Genomic DNA, 25,607 nt, shown 5'->3' on the forward strand with positions numbered 1-25,607 from the left:
GCTATCGCCTCCTATTGGTGTTCACATATTCCTGATATTTGTTCAGGATAGGTAAGATTCAATGATATTTCTTGTTCCAGTTTGCAGCCCTCTTGGGTTAATATATTCGCTACTGTCTCTTTTGCCAGTTCAGGTCGATTATTTTCCCGGCTGAGATGTGCCAAAAAAACGTTAGTGTGGGCTTTGCGGTTAAGCCGCGCCAGCGTCCAACCCGCATCAGTGTTGGCCAAATGACCGCGATTACTCATAATACGTTTTTTCAGAGGCCAGGGATAATCGCCGTTTTTCAGCATATCAAGATCATGGTTTGCTTCTAATACTAATACATCAGACAATGACAATGCGGCTTTGACTGTCGGTGTAACAAACCCCAGGTCGGTAGCAATACCGACTTTGATGCTGCCCGCCTGCAGACGAAACCCGACAGGATCAGCGGCATCATGCGAAATGGCAAAGGGTTCAACTTTTACTTTGCCAATATCCAGACTGTCCGAAAGATCCCGGCAGCAGTTATCTGGCAGTACTTCCCGGCAATACATGGACTGCCAGGTATCTGGACGGGTGTAGGCCGGCAGCTGATATTTTTTCAGCAGTGTCGTCAACCCCTTGACATGATCGCGATGTTCATGGGTAATGAGCACACCATCAAGTTCTTCAATCTTGGTGCCAAGTATATCTAGTGACTGTTTGATACGCCTAGTACTAATACCAGCATCCACCAATAGTTTGGTGTTTTCCATTTCAATAAATACAGCATTACCACTACTGCCGCTAGCCAAAACATGAATTTGCATAATTACCTCTTTTACCCATATCCTTAGTACAAACTAGTTATATATTCGACTTAGATACTTATAAATCCTTTTTCATTTCATAATTTTGGCTTCCTTATAACAAAACAAATCATCGCAACCCAATGCTTCCTGGTTAGCGGCGACTACGGTTCGCAATACCACTTTATACGCATTCGACAGGCAATTTTTCCTTGACCGCTTCCCGGAGTTCAGTAGGCAAAACAGCCAGCAGCGTTGCGGTGATTTCCTTTAGCCGTTTGAGTGTTTTTGCCTCAAACCGTAAGGTAAACAGAGGCTCTGTCACCGAGGCGCGAATCATGCCCCAGCCATCGGCAAATTCAATGCGCACACCATCAATCCGGTTAGGTGTATAAGCGGTAAGTCTACCGGCAACCTGATCCAGCACGACTTCCTTATCCGGACCCAGATAGGTAACCCGGATATCCGGTGTCAACAGGTAGTTAGGAATAGCATCAACCTGGGTGGCTAAGCTTCCATGTTCGGCCACTAATTCACATATTTTTAAGCCTGAAAACATGCCATCATCATACCCAAGTTCGCGAAAAAAGAAATGTCCGCTGATTTCACCGGCAAATAATGCCTGTTCCTGAATAAAAGCAGTCTTACAAAAGGTGTGTCCGGCACGAGCCATGATGGGCCGTCCGCCTGCCTTTGCAACCTCTTCCGGCACAACCATAGAGCACTTGGCGTCATAAATAATTGCACCTGTCCGACTTGCAAGATACTGTCTGGCCATTAACACCATAATATCATCATTATCAAGCGGACGGCCATTTTCATCAACAACTCCCACTCTGTCACCATCTCCGTCAAATCCTATCCCTACTGTCGCCCCATGCCTGCGCACCGCTTCACCGAGGGCTGCCAGATTTTCCGGCAGCGCCGGGTTGGGCGGCCTATGCGGAAACCGGCCATCTGGTATGCAATTGAGTTCAATTACTTCATATCCCAACTGATGAAAAAGCTTGGGAGCAATGGTAGCCGTAGCACCATTACCAGCATCAATAACTACCTTCAATTTGCCACCCCGTGCTTTGCTAGCTGTATATTCTATGTATTCCTCGACAATAGGACGCTGCATTACCTCACCGACGCCATGCGTCCGGGCGTTTACTTCCACCAACCGGCCAATATGAGCTATCTCTTCCTCGCTAACCGGTTTAGGACCGAGCACCAGTTTAAAACCATTATACTGGGCTGGATTATGGGAAGCTGTTACCATAACACCACCACTTGCACTGATGGTTTGTAGTGCATAGTAAAATACCGGTGTTGCCACTGTGCCGATATCAACCACCTGACAGCCAGACTCGGCCAAACCTTCGATCATAATCTGTTGCAGCGCGGGCGTAGATAAGCGAATATCACCACCCACCACCACTTTTTGCCCAGCAAGCATAACCCCTACAGCTAACGCAATTCGTCTGGTCATTACATCAGTCAAGTCCTTACCTGCCACGCCACGAATATCACAAGCTTTAAATATGCTCATACTTGTCCCCCTTCCGGCTATGTAAAAGACTTGGCATAAAGCCAAGTCTTTTAGTTTCTGGTAATATTGTATCACGCCCTTAAGCTGACTTCAACTGCTCACCTTTTCTGCAACATGACATAACATATAGCAAGCAGGAAGGAGGGTTTTCATAAATTCAAAATGTCGGCGAATACTAATGCTCCAGCATATGTACTGCGCAAGTAAAGCACGGATCAAATGACCGTATCACTCGTCCGGCTTCGATAAGGTTAGTGCCATCAGCCACCGGCGTGCCGATGAGGGCCTGCTCAACCGGGCCACGTATACCCTGGTTGTCGCGTGGCGAAAAGTTCCAAGTCGTCGGCGTTACAACTTGGTAATGAGTCACCTTATTATGCCGGTATTCCATCCAATGCCCCAGTGCCCCCCGCATGGCATCTGTTAAACCTATGCCTATCCCTGCTTCAGGCGGCGTAAACTGCTGACAACTGGGCGTATTTGGCACAATCTCATTAAGCCAGCCTTGGGCAAGATGGCATATTTTGAGCGTTTCCTTAGCCCTGGCTACCAAGCGGTCCATAACCGACACTCCTCGTCGGTAATCGCCGTTAATAAACCCTCTGGCCAGTGGCCCGCCCTCAACCGGTAACGCTTGATAGCGCGGCGCCTTGATCCAGGAATACGCATCAGGCTTGTCCCGGCTGGGGATGGTGCGGCCTTCCGGCACAGTTCGCCGCTCTTGTTCGTCTTTATACCAGCTATAGCGGATTTCCTCAGCAATTTGATTGACATCAAGCTGCTCGATCTGGCCTTGGTTTACTATTAGGCCAGGGTTAAACGCCCGCTCGCCAGTTACCGGCGCAGGAAACATGCCGTAGGACATAAAGTTGCCATAACCTGCCCCAATGCTATAGTAGTCTTTATAATAGTCGGCAATAATCATGACATCGTTGATAAAAAATTTTTCCACCCATTCTGTTAGTTCTTGCAATATACTGCTGTATGCCATTAACCGTTCTACTGAGGCCTGCTCGGTAACCCCGGTGGGCATAATGGTTTGCTGCATCGGTGCCTTAGCCCCAAATACAGCCATGGCCTCATGGGCCCGCATAGCCTGTAATACCGCTTCTTTGGCATGCTGCAAAAGTTCATCATTTACCTTAGTCGGCAGACGAAAGTCGGCTTGTGACCTGGATATGTACAGCGGCATATCAGGGCCTTTTACATAGTCATATAATACCAGGATATAAAAATGACGCAGATGATTCTGAATGATGTCAGCCGCAAATATAAGGTTAGTTAGCTGCTGACCAGTAGGCGTGGGAACAACGCCGAATGCCTGTTGCTGGGCCATACTGGCGACAACAGCGTGAGCACCTGAGCAAATTCCGCAAATACGTTGGGTGAATAGCGCCGCATCCCGCGGATCACGGCCTGTCAACATGTTTTCAAACCCTCTGAATAAGTGCGCTCCCAGCCACGCATCTACGATTTTGCCATTTTGTACGTCGACATCAGCCCGTAGCGGCTCATGAATACGTGTTACTGGGAAAATTGTTTGCACAGCCATGGCGGACTACCTCCTGTGTTTTTGCCCTGGACGAAAGAAATCAACGACTTTCTGCCGCAAAGTTCTGGGTAGTTTACGTTTAACCTCGCTCCGTTGCAGACTTTTGCTCTCACTGATGAGCGCGTTTTGTTGACGGATTAGATCATCAAGCTCTTGCTTGAGCTGCTCAATATTTTCCGGTGGATCAGGTTCATGGGGTTTAGTGCCATCAAGCCAGTGTTTGCCTATTCGCCTGGCGACAACACCGGTAATAAGGTGGGCACCGACAGCCGCTACTCCCAGGCCAGCAGCTGCAGCACCAAATTTCTTAACATTGAGTGCTCCCAGGGGTGTTTGCACATCGGGGAGATGGTTATAAAAGGGCATGGAACTGTCGGGAAAACCTGGGTTGGCGCAGCCGATACAAGGTGCTCCCGCTCTAACCGGCCAGTTGACATAGTGATTCCATTGCCGCCTCGGACAGTCAGCATACGTAATCGGCCCTTTGCAGCCCACCTTATATAAGCAGCCACTTTCACCAGGGAAGGAGGCAAAAATTCCATCTTCGAATTGCTGGCGGCGCTGGCACAAGTCGTGGATGGTCTGTCCAAAAAACAGCTTAGGACGGTTATAACTGTCCAGTTCGGGTAAGCCATACATAATAAGATGGCTAAAAGTACCTGTCATCCAGTCAGGGTTTGCAGGACAGCCCGGAATATTAATAACTGGCTGTTTAATTACTTCCCACACTCCCTTTGCTCCTCCCGGATTGGGATAAGCCGCCGCTGGGCCGCCAAAACAAGCACAAGTTCCGACAGCTATAATATGTTTGGCCTTAGGCGCTATTTCCTGTAGAGCCGCTATGCCGGTAACCATCTGATTACCACGCATAAAAACATGATTATACCGACCGTTATCGGCTGTCATAACCGCACCTTCGATTACCAGCCAGAACTTACCCGCATCTTTTTCCACTGTATCAAGCAGCATCTGTACGGCCTCTGAGCCCTGAGCCGCGTTGAGCAGCCAGTTATAACGCATATCTACCATATCGGTAAGCACTTGATAAACAGTTGGATTAACTGCATTATCAAGGGAAATGGAATTGCCGGTGCAAGATCCGAGTTCCAGCCAAATTACAGGCGGTTTGGTTAGCTTACCCTCAGCAAATGCATGGCGCATAAGAGGCACTATCTGATCGGTTAGATTGGCGGTCAACACAGTAGCAGTACATAATTTAAGAAATTCTCGCCTGGTAAGCATTGACTTCCTCCTTGGCAGACAATTCTTCACTGCAACTATACATCCAGCGTATTAAATATTTACGGAATACATAGCAATGTTAATTTTCCCACATTTGGTTTATCTATGTAGAAAAAGGGATATGCCTGTACGGCACATCCCTTAATTAGCGATTTTGCTATATTCTTTCATATTACCTTTTGCCCAAAGATTAACCATGGTTTCATAGGTGACGTAATCCATACCAAGCGATTTTTCAATCGCTTTATTAACCTTTTCACCAGCTTTAAGGTAGCCCAATACTTGACTAAGTTTTGCCTCACCGTGAACTTCGGCAATATAGCGAACTGCTGCCAGTGATTGGCGATAAGCCAGCGCTTGATTGGACAATCCGTCGAAATCACCGTCAAGTTCGTTCATAGAATATAACTTTCCTGCTAAACGATTATCTGCAGTCACCCATTCATAGTTATTAACCTTATATTCAACATATTGGGCTAAACCCTCAGTAAACCAGCGGGTATAATTCCCTCTGGCCAAATGATCCAGAACCAGGTGGGTATATTCGTGCGCCAGCGGCCCGGTAGTAATAAATTCCTCGACCGACTGACTATTTTTAAGCCATGCCTTAGGTGACAAAATCTGAATAACCCCGCCCCAGTAAAAACCCATGGCATTTGATTCTCCGGCCCAACCGAAAGCCTTATTCATGGCTTGACGGTCAGGATAGATCAGAATAAGCGCTTTGCCTTTAGGAGCATACTTGAGCGTTGCCGTCACCGGCTCATAAGCCGCTTCCGCCGCCGCTGCTACCATGGCTACCATATCGGCATCACTTTCCGTATAGCGAATAACAAAATGCGGTGTTTCCTGGACCAGCATGTCTTTGGTCTGATAATTAATTTTAAGAGCAACCGCCTGCCGTGCCAGAGGGTACAGCCACAGTTGCGGGTGAACCGGTACCATACTGACAAACAGACCAGCCAAGACCAGGCCAACAACTGCCGGCACACCGCCGGGAATCATTTGCAAAAATGTACGCATGATTTGCTGTCCTCCTTTCTAAGCAAGTAAAGGACATTATACCATGCGCACAAGTTTACTTCTACAGGTTTTTTATGTAAAGACGAATCTCTCTTTTACTTCTCTTCCTTGCTAGTCGGTGGAATACTACCCGCAATTGCTATGCCGGCACTTGTTCCCAGACGGGTAGCTCCGGCAGCGATAAGTTCCTTGGCCTGTTCCAGGGTACGAATACCACCTGAGGCCTTAATTCCGATTTTGTCACCAACAACCTGTTTGAGCAACTGAATATCTTCTACTGTTGCACCGCTTGAGCCAAACCCTGTTGAGGTTTTGACAAACTGAGCCCCTGCTTCCAGCACAGCCTGACAAGCACGGCGTTTCTCGTCATCGGTTAACAAACCGGTCTCAATAATGACCTTGACTACAGCACCGTCAGCGACTTCGACCACCTGTTTTATATCATCTGTTACGGCTTCCCATAACCCAGCCTTGGCTGCACCGGTATTTATGACCATATCCAGTTCATTGGCCTTGCGCAGTACTGCCTCTTTGGCCTCTGCTACCTTAGCGCTGGTGAAAGTAGCCCCTAGCGGAAATCCAATAACAGTGGCCGTTTTCACACCTGTACCGGCCAGACAATGGGCCGCCAAATCCACATAGATGGGGTTTACGCACACAGCAGCAAACTTATACTGCTCTGCTTCCTCACATAATTTGATAATGTCCTCTACTGTAGCTCCTGGCTTAAGTAAAGTATGATCAATATAACTTGCCAAATTCATATTCATTACCTGCCTTAAAATGAAATAGCGAAAAGACTGCCTATATCGGCAATCTTTGCGTAAATCTGTTCTCTTACTGGGTGGCTAACTTACTGCCGCAGCTGCGCCCTGGCACTTGGGGCAAATACCATAAAAGTAAAACTGTTGGCCTTGGATAGTATAATTAGTTGTAGCTGAAACCTGCTCAATAAATCCGGCAGAGTCTATTCCGAATAGGTCATCCACCCGTCCACAGCTCATACAACGGATATGTGGGTGATTGCTTGTATTGGCGTCATAACGAAAACTATCTTCGCCAACATTAAGTACCTGTACCAGTTCCAAGGTTTTTAAAATCTCGATTGTTTTGTACACAGTTGCCAAACTCATTGTAGGATACACCGGCTGAAGCTCATTGTAAATCATTTCCGCACTGGGATGAGCTTTCGTAGCAACTAAAACACTATAAATCGCCAGTCGCTGCGGCGTAACTTTGAACCCCTTATCCCTCAACAAGGATGTAACACAAATATCCACAAATTTCCCCTACCCTTACTACAAATTACCACCGGAAAATAGTTATTGAATAGTTCTTTTTTTATTCTACATCGTAATAATTAAGGCGTCAAGGAATTTTTATGAAAATAATTTTTATGTACTAAAAAGGGTAAAATTTTGCATAAAAATACAAAATTCTACCCTTTTATATTCCCAACTTTACTCAGACTTTTGCAAAATACTACTGTCCCTGACTAAATTTGGATTGAACCTGCGCAATATCTTGCGGATTGGCGTTTTTAACGTTGTAATAGCCTTTTTGCTGCATTAAGTCAAAAATTTGTTTTTCTTGATTATGGACATCACCAAGAATAGTCAAATAGTCCCGGCGGAGAGTATCACTAGAAGACTCCAGGGCAAATGTATTAACAGCAGCGGCTGTATATTTTGCTTCATTAAGAGCAATCTGCAATAGCTCACGTTCTGAAAGACTAACACCTTGACCACTCATACCGCTTTGTGTGGTTTGTTGCTGGCCCATTTGTGCCATAGTATCACCTCAATTATTGTAAATTTTGGCCTGCATTTAAATGTTTGCTCATAGTTTGCAAATGCTGCTGACTCTTCTGAGAAGCTTGTTGGAAAAGCTGTTTTGTCTGAGTATCCTGTACACTGCTAGCAAAGTAATTCATTGTTTTAGTACAGTTTTGTTCCATACTCAGAAAATCCTCAAGATGCATCAGTTCTTTGGATGATAGCACACATATCCCCCCTTTGCGGTTTATCTGATAACCAGGCTACTCTACCACTCCTATTGGGAGAAAGAGCAACTAAGTCCCGGGATAAGTTAGACTAAACTCTAGCTGGGGGTTAAACGCCTCACTAAAGCTAAGACTCACTATATCACCCATAGAATGTGCACAAATTCCAGTTATTATTCCAGTTCTGGATATTTTATTAACTTTCCTTATGGCACTCTACACGATTACGACCCTGCTGTTTCGCGCGATAAAGTGCCTGATCGGCAGCATCAATCAACTCTTTTTTTGGCTCGGCCCAGTTACTGCAACTTTCAAAAGTGGCTACCCCCAAACTAATGGTAATATTAATTATTGTGTCACCAGCCTCAAAGCTGGCACTTTCAATATCCATGCGGAAGTTCTCCGCCAATCGCATTGCCTCCTCTAGGCAAGTTTCCGGCAAGACCACCGCAAATTCCTCGCCGCCATACCGTGCAAGCATATCGGTTGGGCGAAAACCTTCTTTAATTACACTTCCCATTCGCTGCAAGATAGCGTCACCGGCCAAATGCCCCCACGTGTCATTGACCTTCTTGAAGAAATCGATATCCAGCATAATCAGGCTTAACGGCCGGTGATAACTTAGGGTACGGCTAATCTCACGCTCTAGCACCACCTCAAACTGACGACGGTTGGCCAGTCGGGTCAAGGGATCGGTCAGCGCCATGGCTTGGAAATGGTCATATAGATATGCCCGCTCAAGCCCAATGGCAGTTTGACTGGCAATGGTGCTGAGCACAAGATCTTTACTTGGCGGAATTTCTTGCATAGGATCATTCCACCCAAGCACAATCAAGCCCTGCAACTTACCACTTGCCAGGAGCGGCAGGATATTAAGGCGCCGCGACAAGAGTACCGACATCGTAATAAGTCCCCGTTGCGTCTCCTCATAGGCGGTACCGTCATCCATACTACTAAGCCCACTCCAGGGCCAGGTCATTTTCCCGTCAGAAAATACATGCTGCAAATGATCAATTTCTCGTTGTTCAAAACCAGTAGCAAACACCGGTTCGGTATGAATACCGTCATCCCGATAGTGCATGATGAAAGCCACAGCCCCATTGGCAGCAAATAAATTATAGAGTTTGTCGGTTACTCGGGTCAAAATAGTGGCCGGAGATTTCTGAATAGCCAACTCTTTGACAATATCATAAAGTAGGCTGAGTTCCGCAAAACTTTCCACCGTGGTTGCATACGCTCTGGCATTCTTAATGGCTTCTCCGGCATGATGGGAAAAAACACTCAAAAATTGGGCATCATGCTGAGAAAAATCCTTTTCTTTACGGGAAAAAATCTCCAGCACACCAATAACATCGCCATTATGCCTGATTGGTGCACCCACCATCGACTTTAGCCCAGCTAGACTGACAGCCTCGATAATCCATTCCGGATAATCACTAATATAATCAACGACAAGCGGTTTTTTCTCGGTAAATACTTTACCCATAAAGCTTCTTTCAGGACTGATTTTATCTGGTGGTTTAAAGCTGCTAATGTAAGCCATTATTTTTAGCGTTTTATTTTCCGCTAGTGCTAAATAGACATGGTCGCATTGAAACACTGTCCCAGTAGCAGATACAACCTGCTGGAGCATTCCCTCCAAATCATGTTTGCTGGCTAATGTAGCACCTAACTGGATGAAGGCTTGCTGCAGAATGCGTTCACTGTCTTTGGTTTCTTTATACAACGTCATATTCTTGGCGACCATAGACCTGAGTGAACGGTTAAGACGCGCAATACGCATATAGGGACGCACAATAGAGGTTTGCAGCAAAGATCGCAGCACACAATAATAGCCCATGATTTTGTACACATGTCCAAGAAAGTTGAAACTATCATAAACATTATCATATAAGGTAAACGCCATCCCGGAAGCCAAGCTGCATACCAGACTGACCCGCAACAAAAATACGGCTTGCTGTGACGGGTTACGGTGGCCGTACATATAAATAGCCAAAATATTAAGCAGCATGGTCGTATATTCCAAAACAAGCTTTGCCAAGGTTTGCCCCTGTTTCGGTATAAACATAGGAATCAGGGAATGCTCAAACAGTACTACCAACACTATGCAGGCAGTAGTCATGGTAATTGTCACTGTCAGAAGGTACAACCGGTGAAATACCGGGTTTTTACTGTGGCGCGGAATATAGGCGGCAGCCAACAATCCCGCACCAGCCAACATTTTGCTGATAATCCAAAACAACGAGGCCTTATTTTCGCTATTTAAGGTGATAAAATCAGGCATTCCTTTATACGACAGTAAATGAGCAAGGTCCAGCAAACCTACAGCCAAAAAAATCATAGCAATTAGCAGATCACGACTGTTTTTGGTTTGTGGCCAACCATACCACACTACAATAAATACACTTATCCCGATTGCTATACAAATTATTTCACTAATTGAATGGATGATAAGATAGAGCTCATTATCATAAACAATATAGAAAACCTTAGGCAACCAGGATACTATTCCTAAGATACCGATCAATACTGACGTAAGGGCAACTAATTGCAGGTTAGCTTTAATAGAATTAATTATCGATGACACATTTATCCCGTCCCTCCAACAAGGTAACTATTACCAACCATGTTACTAACATAATATGCCGCAATAAACAACAGTGTTCCTTATGTCAATATGTCAATATCAGACTAAAGTCCTAGATAACTAAGCAAAATACATATTTCTTTTCTAATTTTATTTATGTATAATAATGGTAGTCATAATAAGGAGGACTACCTTATGCTTATTAATGAGATAAAAGCCGGTATGGTACTGGCACGCGATATAATTGATGATAATGGCACTTTGCTTTTAGAAAAGGGCATTGCCCTTACTGAGTACTATATTACCCGGCTTACGCAGTTGGGAGTAACCACTATTCCTATTTATGATCCTTATGCAGCTGAGTTAAAAAAACCCAATGTAATTGCCCCGGAAATCCGCGAGGAACTTACTTTGTGCTTCCGTTCGCTATTTTGTAAAAAAGCTCAGGATATACTGGATTCCGGCCTGCGAACCATGTATTTGAAACAAATTCGACAAACGGTTGGCAAGGTTATTAATGATACTGAACGAAATCTGGGACAGATTGTCAATGTGCAAGTACGCCAGCCTAATGAAACTGAAACCGACCATGCCATCAATGTATGCCTTATGTCAATAGCCACCGGTCTTTATATTAAGCTGCCGCGCCCAGTCATTATGGATTTGGCGTTGGGAGCACTTTTTCATGATTTAGGTAAAGTAGTAATGCCTGCTATTAATGGTTCGGTAGTCGACCCCGGGCGCTTGCATCCTGTTTATGGTCAGCAGCTTCTCATTAAAAACAAGGTTGGAGGCATCATATCCCGTATTGCGGCTGAACATCATGAGCGTTATGATGGCCAAGGCTATCCTGCTGGTTTGGCTGGAAAAGAAATTCATCCATTGTCACGGTTAGTGACAATTGCTAATTACTTTGATAACACTATGGCTGCTGCCACTAAAACCGGCGAGTCACGCAGCACTATTATGATAAATATGCTGGCAAATGCCAATGCCCTGTTTGATATGTATCTGTTACGGGCCTTTTTCCATACTACACCTCTGTATCCGGTCGGCTGTCTGGTCAGACTAAATACCAATCAAAAAGCTTACGTCATAAAAAACAAAGTACGCTTTGCACCTACCCCAACAGTACAGATTGCCGAGCGGAACACCCGGGCAAACAGTCAGGGCCAAATTATCGATTTGGCCATAAGACCCCAACTCACTATTGTTGATGTAATTGCCGAGTAGTAAAATAAAAACGTCACGCAAAAATAGCGTGACGTTCGTTATTTAGCCCATTTCCCTGAGTCAAACCGCCACCACAAAATGGCACCTCGAATCAGAAAATCACCTGCCGTAATATACCAGGCAGCCGTAATGGCATAACCCCAGACACAAATAAACAAATACACTAATGGCATACGTATCAGCCACACTCCCATGGTCGTAATATACATCGGCCACCGTGTATCCCCTGCCCCTCTCAGAGCTCCACCTAACACAAAACAGATGGCCAGTGTCGGTTGCTCCAGTACGGCAATCATCACACACAGTGTGCCCCAATGGGTGACCTGAGGATCATCAATAAACAAAGTGGTCAGTTCCCTGGCAAAGATAAAAATTATTACCCCGGCAGCAGTCATACTCAACCAAGCAATTTTATTTGTTAGCCAGGCAAATTGTATGGCCCGGTGGGGCATACCTTTGCCTAAATACTGACCAACCAGGGTCATGGACGCCACTGAAAAACCAAAACCCGGCAAAAACGACATCGACTCAATCTGAGTGGCGATCTGGTGAGCGGCAAATTGCATTGAGCCCACACCGGCCAACATAAAGGTAAACACCATCCGGCCACTTTGCATTGCTAGCTGTTCTAAAGCGGCCGGCACACTAATGTCCATAATGCGAGCAATTACCTTGCTGCGAATTACCAGCACATGCCGCCAGGATAGCTGAACCTTTTGTTGACGATGAAGAACAAGCAAGACCGTTAAGGCGCCTGCCAACTGCGCTACGCCCATGCCCCAGGCAGCACCATAAGGACCCATAGCCGGTAAACCATGTCCAAAAACAAGTACATAAGCTATACCAATTGCTGCGATATTGCTGACCAGCGTAATATAAAAAGCAGTTTGTGTTTTTCCCATACCCCGCAAGGCGGCAGTACCAATAGACATAATTAAGAACAAAGGCGTAAACATAAATGTAATTTTAACCAGAGAGCTAGCCAGTCCGGTCACCTCTGGCTCAGCCGCCGTCAAGTTAAGCACAAACTCGGCTGCAAACCATCCGCTAGCAGCTACCCCTGTCCCCAAAACCGCCCCCAGGAGAATAGCCTGCCCAATAATATTCCTGGCTTCCTGCCAGTTACCGGCCCCTGTTTCCCGGGCTACAATTGAGGCAGCACCAGTACCGGCGGCAGCAAACACCATTGCTGTGGAAAATTGCAGCATTGTCGCCAAACCGACCGCAGCTAAGGGCACCGCGCCAAGCCGGCCTACCATGGCTGTCAGCAGCACACCAACAGCCATGACCCCGGCACCTTCCAAAATCACCGGCCAGACCAATTTTATAATTTGCCGCCGCATATAGTCTCCGATTGAAACAATCACTATCGCATCGTCCCCTTAGTCCCTGCAAAGAAATTAAACTAGCTATTTTCTCAATTTCTACTATTTCTGCATCCCGGAAAAATAGTCCTTTTTCTGCAGCAACTAGGGTCATTATATTGTGCTTACAGTAAAAACTGCTTATAATAAAGAATACTAAACTAAATAAAGCTGGTGAACAAATGCTAATTACCGATATCCCCGCGATTATTGCGCGTGAACTAACCGTTAAACCCCATCAGGTAACCGCTACCATAAACCTATTAGATGACAGCAATACCGTCCCGTTCATTGCCCGTTACCGCAAGGAAGCCACCGGTGAGCTTAACGAAGAACATATCCGTACAATTGAAGAACGTACTCAATATCTCCGCAATCTTATCAAGCGACAGGAAGAAATTCTTGCCAGCATTGAATCGCAGGACAAATTAACCCCTGAACTAACCCAGGCTATTCAGTCAGCCACCAAACTGCAAGAACTGGAAGATCTGTATCTGCCCTACAGGCCAAAAAAACGGACCCGGGCGCAAATTGCCCGGGAAAAGGGCCTCGAACCGTTGGCAACACTAATTCTGGCTCAGCAACAAACTACCGGCAATGTCCTGGATATAGCTGCTGAGTACATCAATGAAGAGCATGAGATTACTACTGCCGAGCTAGCGCTAAGCGGTGCCCAGGATATCATTGCTGAAACAGTCAGTGAGCGAGCCGATATCCGCGCCCTGCTCCGCAAAGAGCTGTGGCAAAAGGCCCAAATCGCTACTCAGCTTGTTGTCGAAGAAACAGAAGCCAAAGAGTTCCTGACCTACAAGGACTACCGCGAACCGATCAATCGCATGCCGTCCCACCGAATCTTAGCAGTCAACCGCGGCGAGACTAAAGGAACCCTTAAAGTGACCCTCGCCACCGACCAGGAAGCTAATATCCGGCTCATTGGCAACAAAATACTTAGCGGCAACTCCATTTTCAGCCAGGTTATTACCGATGCCCTTACTGATGGCTACAAACGTTTGCTATTTCCAACACTGGAACGGGAGCTCCGTACCCTCTTAACCGAAAACGCCGAAAAGCAGGCCATCCGCGTATTTGGCCTCAATCTGCGTCCCTTATTACTGCAAGCGCCACTGGCAGGCCATACGGTAATGGGTCTTGACCCTGGCTACCGTACCGGCTGCAAACTGGCAGTGGTCAGCCCGACTGGCGCTGTGCTGGCAACCAACACACTTTACCTCACCATGAGTGAACACCAACGCCAGGAAGCCGCGGCCAAAGTGCTGGATCTTATCCACACACATGGAGTTACGCTGATTTCCATTGGCAACGGCACCGCCTCCTACGAAACTGAGGAATTTGCCGCCAACCTGATCAGCACCCACAATCTGAACGTCCACTACATTATTGCCAATGAAGCCGGGGCTTCAGTATACTCAGCCTCAAAACTGGCCAAAGAAGAACTGCCTGATCTGGATGTAACTATCCGCGGCGCAGTCTCCATTGCCCGCCGTATCCAAGATCCACTGGCCGAACTGGTCAAAATTGACCCCAAATCTATTGGGGTTGGCCAATATCAGCATGATGTAAACCAGAAAGAACTTGGCGGTACTTTAACCAATGTAGTAGAATCCTGCGTCAACCATGTCGGTGTTGAACTTAATACTGCCTCCCCGGCGCTTCTTACCTATGTCGCCGGTATTAATGCCAGTGTCGCCAAAAACATTGTTGCCTACCGCACCGAGAACGGCCAATTCAAAAGCCGTAAAGAACTGTTAAAGGTCGCCCGGCTAGGTAAAGCGGCTTTTACCCAGTGTGCCGGTTTTTTACGGATTGCCCAGGCTGGTAACCCGCTGGATAACACCCCGGTTCACCCGGAATCCTATGAACTGGCAGCAGCTATTTTAGGCAAACTCGGCTTTACGTTAAAGGATTTATCAGACAAAAATAGGTTGGCCGCCCTGCAGCAGGCAGCACCGGACGCTGATGTTGCCTGCCTGGCAGCCGAATTGAATGCCGGTGAGCCGACAGTCCGGGACATCCTGGCCGCTTTAGCCAAACCAGGCCGTGACCCGCGCGAGGATGTGCCACCACCCCAAACCCGAAAAAACATTGTCAAGCTCTCTGATATTACTCCTGGTACGCTAATCAAGGGTACTGTTCACAATGTGACCGATTTTGGCGTATTTGTTGATATCGGTATCAAGATTAACGGTCTAATCCACCGTTCAGAACTGAGCCACAAGTTTTTTCGCCATCCCACCGAGGTTGTCTCAGTGGGCGATATCATCGACGTAGTAGTCATTAATGTTGACGAAGAACGTAAGCGTATTGGTCTTAGCCTCAAACAAGTCCCTAAAAAGTAAAAAAATCCCTGTATCTGACAAAGATACAGGGATTTTTAAATAATTACCCCCGCAACACAGTAAATGGTTCACTTCTGTAGACCTTTTCTTCAATGGCTGCCTTAAGCTCATCACCGGTAGTTCTTAGCAGATAAATTTGCCCGGTAAGTCCGCTAACCAGTGTTTCCTCTTGAATTTCGCCCAAATTTATGGCTGTACTTAGCAAACTAGCTGTAATACCGGCGTGAGCAGCAGCCACACCGGCCATTAAATCACTCACTACCATTTTATCCACTAAACCGACAATGGCCTTCCCGATTTCCATTACCTCAAGACAGGCGCTGGCTGTTTCAATTGGTACTTCGGCGGCCTGTTTAAGACCCTTTTGCAGCGCCAGATTGCGCACCTTTTGTGTTTCAGTAGTTGTTGCTGATAAATCAGCGGCCGCTAGTAATCCCTGGAGAGCCAACGCATCCCGGTCAATTAATATCGTGAGTTCAATATGAAGTCTGGTCAGATCAGCTTGTTTGGCGCTTAGAATCTCGTTATCCTCCAAATGCTGGGGACTTTTTAAGGAATAGTTTACTGCCATTTCTAATAAGGCTGCCGCCATGAGCCCATATAAGGCTGCCGTACTGCCTCCGCCTGGCGGTACGACATCAGAAGCCAATTTAGCAGCAAAATCATTAATACTTAATGAACTTAACATATCTATCGCATCCCTTCGCTTTTGCTTGTACATATATATCACTGCTTACTCAACACTAACGATAAATTGATAATGCGGTTGCCCACCAAAATACACTTGGACTTCTATGCCCTCCAGCTCTTTACCAAGCTCTTTAGCTAATATCTGAGCCTCTGTTCCGACAAGCTCAACCCCGTAATACAAGCTAACCACACCGCTATCGTCCCCCACCAAACACGAGACAAGCTGCTTTAAGGCGCCGGCTATATTATCAGCCCACACGACTACACTGCCGTCAATCACTCCAATATAGGAGCCTTCTGGCACATTTTGACCGTCCATAGCCGAGTCACGCACAGCCATGGTCAGGCTCCCTGATCTCACGGTTTTCTGAGCCTCAGTCATTCGCCGGATATTAGCCTCAAGCAAGTCGCCCGGGTCAAAGGCCAGGATAGCAGCAAATCCTTGTGGAATAGTAGTTGTTGGTACAATAGCCACCCGTTCCCCCAATAATTTTTTGGCCTGCACTGCTGCCAGAACAATGTTTTTGTTGTTTGGCAAAATAATGTATTGTTCAGCCAGTCCATTGTGCACGGCTGTTATAAATTCTTCCACAGGCGGATTCATGGTCTGCCCGCCTGAGATAATAATATTGGCTCCGAGTTGCCGCATGATAGCACTCATGCCCTCGCCCGCAACCACGCTGATTATCGCTAACTTATCCCTAGCCTGAGCCGGGGCCGCCGGCACTGCTGACAAAACTTCTCCCAGATCAATGGCTTGGCGATGTTGATCTGCCATATTATCAATTTTGATATCATGAAGCGTCCCCCAGGCAATGGCTGATTCCAATACAGCTCCAGGGTGAGCGGTATGCATATGCACCTTTAGAATATCTTCACCTGGTGCAAGCACCAAAGATTCACCCATTTGCTCTAACTGGCGCTTCACCTCCACCAAGCTGGCAGCAAACCGTTTAACGATAAACTCGGTGCAATAAGGATGAGCAATAGTAATATCAGCGGTAATACCCGGCACAGTCAACGTACGGCCAAAATCGGCCTCAGGCCCGCAAAACCTGCCTTCCAGTCCCTCCAGGCAGCCAGTCAGAAAAACAATCAGTCCTTGACCGCCAGCATCTACCACGCCAGCTTCCTTTAGCGCCGGCAGCAATTCCGGAGTCCTTTTCAACTCTTCCCCGCCGGCATGAATTGCCGCTGCCAAAATATCCGAAAAAGTCGCATGATCCCGAACTGCTCGATAGGTGCCTTTGGCAATTCCTTTGGCAACAGTCAAGATAGTGCCTTCTACCGGCCTGGCAACAGCACGATAGGCATACAGCACCCCATATTGAAAGGCTTTACCGACTTCAGCAGAGGTGGCAGTATCTTTACCTGACAGTCCTCTGGCAATTCCACGCAGCAATTGTGACAAAATAACACCAGAATTACCTCTGGCTCCCATGATAGCGCTGTCAGCTCCCCGGCGAGCCAAAGAACCAATCCCCTCATCTGGAGCTTCTGTCACGGCTTTGGCTACTGCTCCCAGCGTAAGCAGCATATTGGTTCCGGTATCGCCATCAGGAACAGGAAAGACATTCAGACCATTAATATATTCGTGTTTACGCATAAATGCACTATAAGCCCCGGTAATCATCCGGCGAAAATCTTTGCCGTCAATTACTTCGCCCCTTGGCTGCATACTAGTATCCCCTTCCACAGTTCTTATACCTTGCTTTGAAAAATCAGTCCAATAACTCCGGGGCCCAAATGGGCACCCAATACTGACCCAAGTACAGATCTCGATACAGGGATATCAGGATAGCGCTGGTGAATGGATGTCAGCATTTCTTCGACCACAGCCGGCTCATCCTCATATACTATGCCGATATACGCCAGACTATCCTCTTTAGAAAGTTCCTCCAGCATACGGGATATGGCGCGTGACTGGGTGCGCACCTTATCAAGTACCTGCACCCTTGCTTCCCGTAGCATAAGAATTGGCTTAATTTGCAATATAGAGCCAACCAACGCCGCCGCCCCGCCAATGCGCCCACCCTTACGCAAATATTCCAGTGAGTCAACAATAAATAAAGTGCGGGTGGCAGCTGCCATGCGCCGCAGATATTCGGCGATTACGCGGGCTGACTCACCGGCTGCTGCCATAGCCAGCGCCGACTCTGCCATTTTTACAGCGCCAATAGCACCAGTGCAAGAGTCAATAACATAGATTTCCCGGCCTTTAAAGTCTTTATTAGCTACCGCTCTGGCCCCATTAACGGTACCGCTTAACCCGCCCGCAAGACAAATCATAATAACCGGATGTCCCTGAGCTGCCGGCATAAATGCCTGAACAAATTCACCCGGCGCGGGTTGTGAAGTTTGGGGATGCACCCCTTTTTCATTAACCAGCCGGAACAATTCTGCAGTAGTTAACTCCGGTTCGTTCCACTCGTCCTTACCGAGAATAATCTTTAACGGCACAACACGGAGATTGGCATGAGCTATTAGCATTTCTTCCGGGACATTGGCCGTACTGTCAATCACTATCTGTATATCAATAACATACACAACCCTTCTCCTACTCCTTTAACCTATATCTTACCAAATAATCTAGCACAAATACACAAAAATATCGTTATGCCTTTTCGACCAGAATTTCAGCAAATTCTTAAATCTTACCGGGGCTGACAGGAAGTCGGATAGTAAGCGGCGAAGCTAACTATACTTATACTATTTATGAAGGAGTAGCTATGAACAAACAACTCCTCTTTGCATTAGATATCGGAACCCGCAGCGTTGTCGGCCTTGTCGGCGAAATGGAAAATGGCCTGATAAAACTAGTAGCATCAGACCGGGAAGAACATCATACCCGTGCCATGCTTGACGGCCAAATTCACGATGTTCAGGAGGTAGCAGAAGTACTAGCCTCTGTCAAAACGCGGCTGGAAGCCACTACCGGTGCGCTAACCAAGGTAGCCGTAGCTGCTGCCGGGCGCGCTCTGTGCACGCTTAAAACCTCAGCAACTCTTGACACTGCTTCACATGGAGCTCTTACCATAGAGGATGAGCGCTCACTGGAGCTCGCTGCCATTCAAGCAGCCCAGGCTGAGCTGGCTACTTCAGGCGCTGTCCCTCAGCCGTCTGACTATTACTGTGTCGGTTATAGTGTCGTTAGCTTCAGCTTAGACGGTACCCGCATAAAAAGTCTGATAGGCCAGCGTGGTAAACAGTCTGCCATTGAAGCCATTGCTACCTTTTTGCCGCGGCAGGTTATTGACTCTTTGCAATCAGCTATTCAAACTGTGGGATTAGAAATGTCCACCCTCACATTGGAACCGATTGCCGCTATTAATGTACTTATTCCCACTACCATGCGCCATCTTAATCTGGTGCTTATTGATGTCGGTGCCGGTACCTCTGATGTTGCCATTACCCGTGACGGCTCTGTCATAGCCTATGGCATGGTACCTTTCGCCGGTGATGAAATCACTGAAGCTATATCACAGCAGTTCCTGCTTGATTTTAATGTTGCGGAAACAGTCAAACGCCAATCAAGTGGCAAAAATAAAAAAATTTCTTTTACCGATGTATTAGGTATGTCACAAAAGGTTTCTGCCAAAGACATTATTGCGGCCATGACGTCTAAGGTAGGAGAACTTGCGCAGGCTCTTGCCGCTGAAATACTTTCACTCAATAATGAACGTCCGCAAGCGGTATTATTGGTTGGTGGCGGCGCACTCACACCACTTTTGCCTGAAGCCTTAGCACAGGCGCTTGATATTCCAGCTGCTAAGATAGCCATTCGCCGTCCTGATTCGATTGAAGGCATTATTGGCATACCGGCAGCACTTTGCACCCCGGATTCAGTAACACCACTAGGAATTTTAAAGCTGGCTGGCGGGCGCATGCTTAACTTTATTAATATTACGCTGAATGAACGGACAATCCGCTTATTTAATTTAAGCCGGTTAACAGTAGCCGATGCTTTGCTCGCTGCCGGTATTGACATCCGGGCATTACGCGGCCGTCCCGGCATGGGCTTAACCATTTCCGTCAATGGTAAAACCCGGTTTATTGCCGGTAGTCATGGTAATCCTGGCGAAATTCTGCGGAACGGCCAGCCCGCCAAGTTGACCGATGCGCTGCATGACCATGATATACTTGTGGTAAACCTCGGTACTAATGGAACAACACCAGCACCACTCCTGAAAGATATCGCAGCTACGCCTGAGTCAGTACCAATTACTATTGACGGCAAGAACTATCTCCTAGAGCAGCCAATAACAGTAAATGGAACTCCCGCTACCCCGGACACGGTACTAAGTGACCGTGACCAGATTTGCGTTAATCCCAAGCCCACACTCAAACAGGCTTTACAACAACTAGCACTTGAGCCCACCTCTGCCGAATATGTTTATCAGGTTAATGGATCCGAACGCACGTATACTATCTGGCCCAAGTATACTATTAATAACGTCCCGGCAGCCCCTGATACACTGCTAGCGTCTGGCGATACCATTGAAATACTTAAGCTGCCGCCGCCAACGTTGGCCGATGTCCTGGGAATAACCAATCAGGATAGTGGCAACGATATTAAGGTTTTGTTTAACGGTACACCTTGCACTATCCCTATTCACCGTCACACTGTGCTGGTAGATGGACACCCGGCAGATATCAGCCTGCCTGCCATTTCCGGCAGCGTAATTGATTTTACTTCCTCAGACCTCCAGCCACTTATCAGCGATGTACTCCTTGCTGCCGATTTTGATCCCCTTAGCCTGCCAGTTACCGCCAGTGTAAATGTGCTCTTAAATGGTCTGCCCACAGAATTTACCGCCATCGTCAAAAACGGTGACAGTGTAACCATTCAAATAATTGAAAAATAAGAAAAACGCTACGCGTCCTTTTGGTCTACCTCAAATCAGATATCTTATACTCAAATCCATGAACCCCTTTGTAATACTCAGGATACATCGCATTGCCACATTTTTGACAAGCAAACTGTGGCGGTACCGTTGGATCACCGTCATCCATTCTGTCAAAATTCCTAACAACTTGGTATGGAATATTCTCAATCTCATCACACACTAAACAAATATACTTTACCGTACTTGGGCGAGGAGGCGTTGGCTTCCCGCCTATTTTCTTTGCTTTCTTTTTTCTCATTGCCTGTGCTATCGTCAATCATCCTTTCTAAATAAGCTCTCGCCATACTATCTTTTGCATATTTTACTGTCAATTTACCTTCTTTTAGACAGACTTCTCCCTTGTATTCATAATAATTACTACAATGGGGACATATCATTGGATCTTTTCCTGTCTGTTCTTTGATTCTTTGACTCCAATTTCTTTTTACTAACCGCTTTATCTTTACTAGCCACTTACGTGCATTTTTTTGCCAAACTGTTATTAATTGTTTGCATAGGGTTTTGATTCGTCTAGAGTAGATTCCATAATGACGAATCACTTTAAATTGTTCATCTGGTATATGTTTTATGATTCGACCTATAAATTCTTCCACCGTTATTGTTTCAACCTTTTCTTGACCATCATTTTTATCATGATAACGAAAACTTACCATTTCACCATCGTAGTCTACTATTCGATTTATACCGATTGCAGGACGTCTCATATAACGACCAATGTATTGTAATTGTTCTTTAAAATTTCCCTTTTGTTTCGGGGCATATATATAAAAGCCATCTGCATTATTTACATAGGCTTGTTGTAATAGCGGCTGAACTTTTTCTTCTCTTCTGCCGTAATACTCTTTCGAATCAGTTTAAGCACCACTGTTTGCCATTGCTTACGGAGCATGGGAAAAGGGATAAAGTCATAACTTTTCCATTCCCCATTTTCCTTCATACCACCCATACTTACTAACATATGGACATGCGGATTAAAGTTCAGTTTCGATCCAAAAGTATGTAATCCGGATATAATTCCAGGTATTACTTTATGTTTTTTTGAAAATAATCACGAATCATACGCGCTGCTTCATCCATTAAGCCTTTAAGCAAATTACGGTGCTTCTCAAATATGATTCTAAGATTTTCATCTATCGTAAAGACAACATGACGATGATTGGTTTGGATAACATCTTCTGACATCATCCTACTCCATTCTTCGCTTTCACCACAGGAGCAGGTCGTGCAAAATCTACTTTTACAGCGATAAGGTATAATTTTTACATCATGACACCCTTCACATACTAGCATTTTATAACCATGCTTGCTATCACCACAATAACGATATTTGTTGATTTCTTTTTTCACAACTTCTCGAATACGTCTACCATGACGCTTTATAAATTTATCCCAATGCTCATTCTTGTCGAAGAATATTTGCCATAATGTATTGTGTGCCATGCTTTTACTTTACCAAAATTCCAAGTAAAGGACTACACCCCGAATCTTATACTTTCTGATATATCAAGTAAAGGACTACACCCCGAATCTTATACTTTCTGATATATTAAAAAAACGCTATCGCGCCCTTGAGGATACGGCTCTAACCGCAAAGTACACAGAGAGCGCAGAGGGGAGATGTATATCGAGACATTCCTTCTGCATACTCTGCGTTTCTGCGGTTCAAAAACATATACTTATCTTATAAAAAAATTGCCACGCTACGCTCGCAATGGCTTGAGTAAACTGCTACTCCGGTCACTTCATTGCAGCTTTAGTGTGGCAATCTATTTTCGCTTGTTTAAAATACCGCACATTGGTTGCGCCCCTGCCGTTTGGCACGGTACAAAGCACTGTCAGCTTTACTGAAGGCATCCTGGCAGGCTACATTCGGACTCTTACGCGCTACCCCGATACTAATGGTAATTTTAACACGTTCCCCTTTATGAACGAAATCGCAATTGGCCACTTGAAAACGCAGCCTTTCGGCAATCTTTAGACCTAATTCAAGCGAAGTACTCGGCAATACCAGCGCAAATTCTTCACCGCCATAGCGAAAAGCCATATCCCTGCTCCGAATACTCATTTTTAACATCCTGCCGACCATTTCCAAGACCTGATCACCAAATAAGTGACCATAAGCATCATTTAATTGCTTAAAATGGTCAATATCAACAATCAGTAAAATATATTGCGATATGTTAGCTGTCTTTTCCAGATAGGCCCGGTGATTTAACAAGCCTGTCAGCTGATCCGTATGCGCTAACTCATAATGGTGCGCATTTTCTCGCATAAGTTCAGCAATCTGTCCTTGGTTTTTCCATTGTGTTTCTACTACATTACACATATAAACAGCTGTTCCGGACAGCAGTGCAAAACTAATTACATTGAATACTACATCAAGCCAAAAATCTGCCGCCATAGCATGGGTTGTAAAGAGCTGCGCAGTCACATAAACAAATGCAATACTCAGCGTCAGACGCATAGCCCGGTCGCGTCCCACCATGAGCACCATCCGTATTAGCAACAAATGGTATAAGATATTGCTATAATTTGCTCCAACTACAGTAAGTCCGGCACACAGCACTAAATTAATAGCTAAATCACCCAAACGCAGCTTAGCCAAACGCCAACATAAGAGCATGTTATAAAGAATGTATACACTGGCTAAGCCGGTAATCACCAACCACTGAGGCCCTTGATTAACTACGGCGGCTGTTAAAGAAAACAACACGGCAATAGCGCCCATTCGTCTGATAATCAACTGCAGTTGTGTGGCAGGATCGCCCCATATTTTTATTATATCCCTACCATTACTTGCACTCATTGTTTTTCAAACTCCTTTAAACACTAGGAGGAGATGTATGCTTCTTGTACAATAGTATCATATTTTCAGAATAAAAAGTAAGCTTTTTCTTTTGCTGATAACCTTGTAAAAAATTCCGCAGTTCTTGTAATATTCTTACAAAATATTCTACAAAATAACAAAACAATCCCTGTAAAAATTATCCACAGGGATTGTTTCTTTGTATTTTACTGTTTACTGACGTATTCAGCCACTCTCTTAAAGGCATTGCCACAGGCGTAAATTGTCGCATTGATATCCTCTTGGGTATGAGCAGCAGACATAAATGAAGCCTCAAACTGAGAGGGGGCAAAATAAATACCTTGCTCCAGCATAGCGTGAAAGTAGATAGTAAACGCAGCTGTATCTGAACATTTGGCACTCGCATAGTCGTAAACAGGCTGCTCACTAAAAAACAGACCAAACATCGAACCGGCTTGGTGAAATTGATAGGCAAAGCCAAACTCCTTAGCTTTAGCCTGAATACCGGCACACAGTGCCGCTGTTTTGGCTGTAATTTTCTCGTAAAAGTCAGCATCCTGTGTCACTATCTGCAAAGTAGCAAGTCCGGCCGTCATCGCTAGCGGATTACCGCTCAGTGTACCCGCTTGATATACTGGTCCGGCCGGTGCAATCAATTCCATAATATCCCGCCGCCCACCATAGGCACCCACAGGCAGACCTCCGCCAATCACCTTACCCAAACAGGTAAGATCGGGAGTAATATTATAGACTTCCTGCGCCCCCCCATACGCTACCCGGAAACCGGACATGACCTCATCGAAAATCAGCAGTGCACCATACTGTTCGGTAATAGCACGTACCTTGTCCAGATACTCCGGTTTCGGCAATACCAGTCCCATATTTCCAGGTACTGGTTCAATAATAACTGCCGCAATTTCTTCCCCTTGTTGTTCAAATAGCTTGCTTAATCCCTGAACATCGTTATAATCAACTGTTATCGTATTACCCGCAATCCCTTCCGGTACACCAGGGCTGTCAGGCACACCTAAGGTAGTTGCCCCTGAACCGGCCTTAACCAGCAGACTATCATGATGACCATGATAACAACCGGCGAATTTGACAATCTTACTGCGTTTGGTATATGCTCTGGCCACTCTCAGGACGCTCATTGTGGCCTCTGTACCTGAATTAACAAAACGGACAAGATCCATAGAAGGAATGGCTTCCGTAATCAACCTCGCAAGCTCGGTCTCCAGGAGCGTAGGAGCGCCATAACTGGTGCCGCGTTCCAAGGCAACACGCAGCTCAGCCGTCACCTCAGGATGGGCATGCCCCAAAATCATGGGACCCCATGAACCTACATAATCAATATACTCATTACCATCAATATCAAAAATATGACTACCGTTTGCTCTGGCAATAAAGGGTGGCGTACCGCCAACACCCCGGAACGAACGAACCGGACTGTTGACACCGCCAGGAATATATCGTTTGGCTTCCGCAAAAGCAGTTGCTGCTTTATTCAATGTAAATGTCATATTGAAATCTCCCTTCG

Annotated in this window: 22 protein-coding genes; 3 read left to right on the forward strand and 19 right to left on the reverse strand. The window is 46.0% G+C overall.

Annotation, left to right across the window (positions count from 1 at the left end):
* Positions 1 to 11 precede the first annotated feature (11 nt).
* The 10 genes from AC1ECB_RS19960 to AC1ECB_RS20005 form a co-directional block, all read right to left on the reverse strand.
* A complete protein-coding gene (locus tag AC1ECB_RS19960) occupies positions 12 to 794 on the reverse strand; it encodes an MBL fold metallo-hydrolase (RefSeq protein WP_485665421.1) in 783 nt (260 codons plus the stop codon).
* 163 nt (positions 795 to 957) lie between these two features.
* Entirely contained in the window at positions 958 to 2,307 is a 1,350-nt protein-coding gene (locus AC1ECB_RS19965) for a phosphomannomutase/phosphoglucomutase (RefSeq protein ID WP_485665422.1), read from the reverse strand.
* Positions 2,308 to 2,482: 175 nt separating this feature from the next.
* Complete coding sequence (locus AC1ECB_RS19970; protein ID WP_485665423.1) at positions 2,483 to 3,859, reverse strand: nickel-dependent hydrogenase large subunit; 1,377 nt, start codon at positions 3,857 to 3,859, stop codon at positions 2,483 to 2,485.
* 6 nt (positions 3,860 to 3,865) lie between these two features.
* A complete protein-coding gene (locus tag AC1ECB_RS19975; protein ID WP_485665424.1) occupies positions 3,866 to 5,101 on the reverse strand; it encodes a hydrogenase small subunit in 1,236 nt (411 codons plus the stop codon).
* 141 nt (positions 5,102 to 5,242) lie between these two features.
* Positions 5,243 to 6,124, reverse strand: a complete 882-nt coding sequence (locus AC1ECB_RS19980) for a peptidase MA family metallohydrolase (protein WP_485665425.1) — start codon at positions 6,122 to 6,124, stop codon at positions 5,243 to 5,245.
* 95 nt (positions 6,125 to 6,219) lie between these two features.
* Positions 6,220 to 6,888, reverse strand: a complete 669-nt coding sequence (deoC, locus tag AC1ECB_RS19985; RefSeq protein WP_485665426.1) for a deoxyribose-phosphate aldolase — start codon at positions 6,886 to 6,888, stop codon at positions 6,220 to 6,222.
* A gap of 84 nt (positions 6,889 to 6,972) precedes the next feature.
* The gene (gene perR, locus AC1ECB_RS19990) at positions 6,973 to 7,404 is read right to left on the reverse strand and encodes a transcriptional regulator PerR (protein ID WP_021169777.1); all 432 of its coding nucleotides are present in this window, start codon (positions 7,402 to 7,404) and stop codon (positions 6,973 to 6,975) included.
* Between the two features lie 202 nt (positions 7,405 to 7,606).
* Positions 7,607 to 7,915, reverse strand: a complete 309-nt coding sequence (locus tag AC1ECB_RS19995) for a spore coat protein (RefSeq protein ID WP_485665427.1) — start codon at positions 7,913 to 7,915, stop codon at positions 7,607 to 7,609.
* Positions 7,916 to 7,928: 13 nt separating this feature from the next.
* A complete protein-coding gene (locus tag AC1ECB_RS20000; RefSeq protein ID WP_145092598.1) occupies positions 7,929 to 8,126 on the reverse strand; it encodes a YvdQ family spore coat protein in 198 nt (65 codons plus the stop codon).
* 196 nt (positions 8,127 to 8,322) lie between these two features.
* A complete protein-coding gene (locus tag AC1ECB_RS20005; RefSeq protein WP_485665428.1) occupies positions 8,323 to 10,713 on the reverse strand; it encodes an MASE3 domain-containing protein in 2,391 nt (796 codons plus the stop codon).
* Between the two features lie 195 nt (positions 10,714 to 10,908).
* On the opposite strand from AC1ECB_RS20005, the gene AC1ECB_RS20010 reads away from it, so the two are divergent.
* Positions 10,909 to 11,946: an HD-GYP domain-containing protein gene (locus AC1ECB_RS20010; protein ID WP_485665429.1), complete on the forward strand. Its 1,038-nt coding sequence runs from the start codon at positions 10,909 to 10,911 to the stop codon at positions 11,944 to 11,946.
* Between the two features lie 38 nt (positions 11,947 to 11,984).
* On the opposite strand, the gene AC1ECB_RS20015 is transcribed toward AC1ECB_RS20010, so the two are convergent.
* Positions 11,985 to 13,313, reverse strand: coding sequence for an MATE family efflux transporter (locus AC1ECB_RS20015; protein ID WP_485665430.1), 1,329 nt, complete (start codon positions 13,311 to 13,313; stop codon positions 11,985 to 11,987).
* 179 nt (positions 13,314 to 13,492) lie between these two features.
* Between AC1ECB_RS20015 and AC1ECB_RS20020 the strand changes: the two genes are divergently transcribed.
* Entirely contained in the window at positions 13,493 to 15,667 is a 2,175-nt protein-coding gene (locus AC1ECB_RS20020) for a Tex family protein (RefSeq protein WP_485665431.1), read from the forward strand.
* A gap of 43 nt (positions 15,668 to 15,710) precedes the next feature.
* Here the strand turns inward: AC1ECB_RS20020 and AC1ECB_RS20025 are convergent, their stop codons facing one another.
* Genes AC1ECB_RS20025 through AC1ECB_RS20035 form a run of 3 tightly spaced genes read right to left on the reverse strand, consistent with a single transcriptional unit; the run spans position 15,711 to position 18,904 of the window.
* Positions 15,711 to 16,355, reverse strand: coding sequence for a cyclodeaminase/cyclohydrolase family protein (locus tag AC1ECB_RS20025; protein WP_485665432.1), 645 nt, complete (start codon positions 16,353 to 16,355; stop codon positions 15,711 to 15,713).
* 45 nt (positions 16,356 to 16,400) lie between these two features.
* Positions 16,401 to 18,035 carry a DAK2 domain-containing protein gene (locus AC1ECB_RS20030; RefSeq protein ID WP_485665433.1) on the reverse strand — a complete coding sequence of 545 codons (1,635 nt, stop codon included), beginning with the start codon at positions 18,033 to 18,035 and terminating at the stop codon, positions 16,401 to 16,403.
* 23 nt (positions 18,036 to 18,058) lie between these two features.
* The gene (locus AC1ECB_RS20035; protein WP_485665434.1) at positions 18,059 to 18,904 is read right to left on the reverse strand and encodes a DegV family protein; all 846 of its coding nucleotides are present in this window, start codon (positions 18,902 to 18,904) and stop codon (positions 18,059 to 18,061) included.
* A 182-nt stretch (positions 18,905 to 19,086) separates the two neighbouring features.
* On the opposite strand from AC1ECB_RS20035, the gene AC1ECB_RS20040 reads away from it, so the two are divergent.
* On the forward strand, positions 19,087 to 21,222 hold the full coding sequence (locus tag AC1ECB_RS20040; protein ID WP_485665435.1) for a cell division protein FtsA: 2,136 nt from the start codon (positions 19,087 to 19,089) through the stop codon (positions 21,220 to 21,222).
* A gap of 194 nt (positions 21,223 to 21,416) precedes the next feature.
* Here AC1ECB_RS20040 and AC1ECB_RS20045 read toward each other — a convergent pair whose 3' ends face one another.
* The 5 genes from AC1ECB_RS20045 to hemL all read right to left on the reverse strand — a co-directional run bounded on the left by AC1ECB_RS20045 (position 21,417) and on the right by hemL (position 25,590).
* Positions 21,417 to 22,028, reverse strand: a complete 612-nt coding sequence (locus tag AC1ECB_RS20045; RefSeq protein ID WP_485669375.1) for a transposase — start codon at positions 22,026 to 22,028, stop codon at positions 21,417 to 21,419.
* Between the two features lie 20 nt (positions 22,029 to 22,048).
* Complete coding sequence (locus AC1ECB_RS20050) at positions 22,049 to 22,222, reverse strand: hypothetical protein (RefSeq protein WP_485665436.1); 174 nt, start codon at positions 22,220 to 22,222, stop codon at positions 22,049 to 22,051.
* 65 nt (positions 22,223 to 22,287) lie between these two features.
* Complete coding sequence (locus tag AC1ECB_RS20055; protein WP_485665437.1) at positions 22,288 to 22,704, reverse strand: transposase zinc-binding domain-containing protein; 417 nt, start codon at positions 22,702 to 22,704, stop codon at positions 22,288 to 22,290.
* A 340-nt stretch (positions 22,705 to 23,044) separates the two neighbouring features.
* The gene (locus AC1ECB_RS20060; RefSeq protein ID WP_485665438.1) at positions 23,045 to 24,070 is read right to left on the reverse strand and encodes a GGDEF domain-containing protein; all 1,026 of its coding nucleotides are present in this window, start codon (positions 24,068 to 24,070) and stop codon (positions 23,045 to 23,047) included.
* 206 nt (positions 24,071 to 24,276) lie between these two features.
* Positions 24,277 to 25,590 (reverse strand): glutamate-1-semialdehyde 2,1-aminomutase, encoded by a 1,314-nt coding sequence (gene hemL / locus AC1ECB_RS20065; RefSeq protein WP_485665439.1) that lies wholly within the window; start codon positions 25,588 to 25,590, stop codon positions 24,277 to 24,279.
* Positions 25,591 to 25,607 lie beyond the last annotated feature (17 nt).

The sequence above is a fragment of the Sporomusa sp. 246TCP1 genome, assembly GCF_057319775.1.

What these genes read in the sequence shown, in the direction of transcription:
- AC1ECB_RS20010 (WP_485665429.1), top strand. Translation starts at nt 10,909, where the DNA reads ATGCTTATTAATGAGATAAAAGCCGGTATGGTACTGGCACGCGATATA.
- AC1ECB_RS20030 (WP_485665433.1), bottom strand. Translation starts at nt 18,035, where the DNA reads ATGCAGCCAAGGGGCGAAGTAATTGACGGCAAAGATTTTCGCCGGATG.
- AC1ECB_RS19970 (WP_485665423.1), bottom strand. Translation starts at nt 3,859, where the DNA reads ATGGCTGTGCAAACAATTTTCCCAGTAACACGTATTCATGAGCCGCTA.
- hemL (WP_485665439.1), bottom strand. Translation starts at nt 25,590, where the DNA reads ATGACATTTACATTGAATAAAGCAGCAACTGCTTTTGCGGAAGCCAAA.
- AC1ECB_RS19980 (WP_485665425.1), bottom strand. Translation starts at nt 6,124, where the DNA reads ATGCGTACATTTTTGCAAATGATTCCCGGCGGTGTGCCGGCAGTTGTT.
- AC1ECB_RS20025 (WP_485665432.1), bottom strand. Translation starts at nt 16,355, where the DNA reads ATGTTAAGTTCATTAAGTATTAATGATTTTGCTGCTAAATTGGCTTCT.
- AC1ECB_RS19975 (WP_485665424.1), bottom strand. Translation starts at nt 5,101, where the DNA reads ATGCTTACCAGGCGAGAATTTCTTAAATTATGTACTGCTACTGTGTTG.
- AC1ECB_RS20060 (WP_485665438.1), bottom strand. Translation starts at nt 24,070, where the DNA reads ATGAGTGCAAGTAATGGTAGGGATATAATAAAAATATGGGGCGATCCT.
- deoC (WP_485665426.1), bottom strand. Translation starts at nt 6,888, where the DNA reads ATGAATTTGGCAAGTTATATTGATCATACTTTACTTAAGCCAGGAGCT.
- AC1ECB_RS19995 (WP_485665427.1), bottom strand. Translation starts at nt 7,915, where the DNA reads ATGGCACAAATGGGCCAGCAACAAACCACACAAAGCGGTATGAGTGGT.
- AC1ECB_RS20040 (WP_485665435.1), top strand. Translation starts at nt 19,087, where the DNA reads ATGAACAAACAACTCCTCTTTGCATTAGATATCGGAACCCGCAGCGTT.
- AC1ECB_RS20020 (WP_485665431.1), top strand. Translation starts at nt 13,493, where the DNA reads ATGCTAATTACCGATATCCCCGCGATTATTGCGCGTGAACTAACCGTT.
- AC1ECB_RS20050 (WP_485665436.1), bottom strand. Translation starts at nt 22,222, where the DNA reads ATGTTAGTAAGTATGGGTGGTATGAAGGAAAATGGGGAATGGAAAAGT.
- AC1ECB_RS20055 (WP_485665437.1), bottom strand. Translation starts at nt 22,704, where the DNA reads ATGGCACACAATACATTATGGCAAATATTCTTCGACAAGAATGAGCAT.
- AC1ECB_RS19965 (WP_485665422.1), bottom strand. Translation starts at nt 2,307, where the DNA reads ATGAGCATATTTAAAGCTTGTGATATTCGTGGCGTGGCAGGTAAGGAC.
- AC1ECB_RS19960 (WP_485665421.1), bottom strand. Translation starts at nt 794, where the DNA reads ATGCAAATTCATGTTTTGGCTAGCGGCAGTAGTGGTAATGCTGTATTT.